The sequence below is a fragment of the Mesorhizobium sp. M1E.F.Ca.ET.063.01.1.1 genome, assembly GCF_003998155.1.
Lineage (GTDB): Bacteria > Pseudomonadota > Alphaproteobacteria > Rhizobiales > Rhizobiaceae > Mesorhizobium.
Genome location: NZ_RZSC01001380.1, coordinates 1 through 749, shown reverse-complemented (window position 1 = coordinate 749; position 749 = coordinate 1). Strand labels below are relative to the sequence as shown.

The 749-nt window shown below is 61.4% G+C and carries 1 protein-coding gene; it reads left to right on the top strand.

The features are described from left to right. Positions 1-160 precede the first annotated feature (160 nt). Positions 161-749, top strand: a 589-nt coding sequence (panB, locus tag EOA29_RS38710) for a 3-methyl-2-oxobutanoate hydroxymethyltransferase (protein WP_127222533.1), incomplete at its 3' end; no start/stop codon positions are given.

The following is a 749-nucleotide window of genomic DNA, read 5'->3' as shown; positions in this document are numbered from 1 at the left end:
CGCTCGGCCTGACTGGATGCCCAGAAATATTGCGGCTGCGCTCAACCGGGCGATGAATGTCGTCGGCAAATGATTGTGCGCTGCAAATTCTCTCTTCGCAACTGCACAAAAATGTGGCACATGCTTCCACCCGCTGACGCAGGGGAAGGAGAGAGACCTGGTGAGCGGAGTATCGAAGGCATTGACCGTGCCGGATATCGCGGCGCGGAAGGCCAAGACACCACTTGTCTGCCTGACGGCCTACACAACGCCAGTCGCCAGGCTTGTCGACTGCCATTGCGACGTGGTGCTGGTCGGTGACAGTGTCGGCATGGTGTTGCACGGCATGCCTTCAATCCTCGGCGTCACGCTCGAAATGATGATCCTGCACGGCAAGGCGGTGCGACGCGGACTTCAAAGCGCCCTGATGGTCGTGGACATGCCGTTTGGCTCTTACGAGGAAAGCCCGGCGCAGGCCTTCCGCAATGCGGCCCTGGTCATGACCGAAACCGGGGCGGCCGCGGTCAAGCTCGAAGGCGGCGAAAGTGTCGCGGAGACAATCCGGTTTCTGACCGCACGCGGCATACCCGTGATGGGCCATGTGGGACTTACGCCGCAGGCAGTCAATGCATTCGGCGGTTATCGCACTCAGGGACAAGGCGAGGATGCCGAACGGATCCTGCGCGATGCGACGGCGGTGGCCGAGGCTGGCGCATTTGCCGTCGTACTCGAGAAGATACCGGAGGCTCTGGCTCGGCTGATTACAGAGC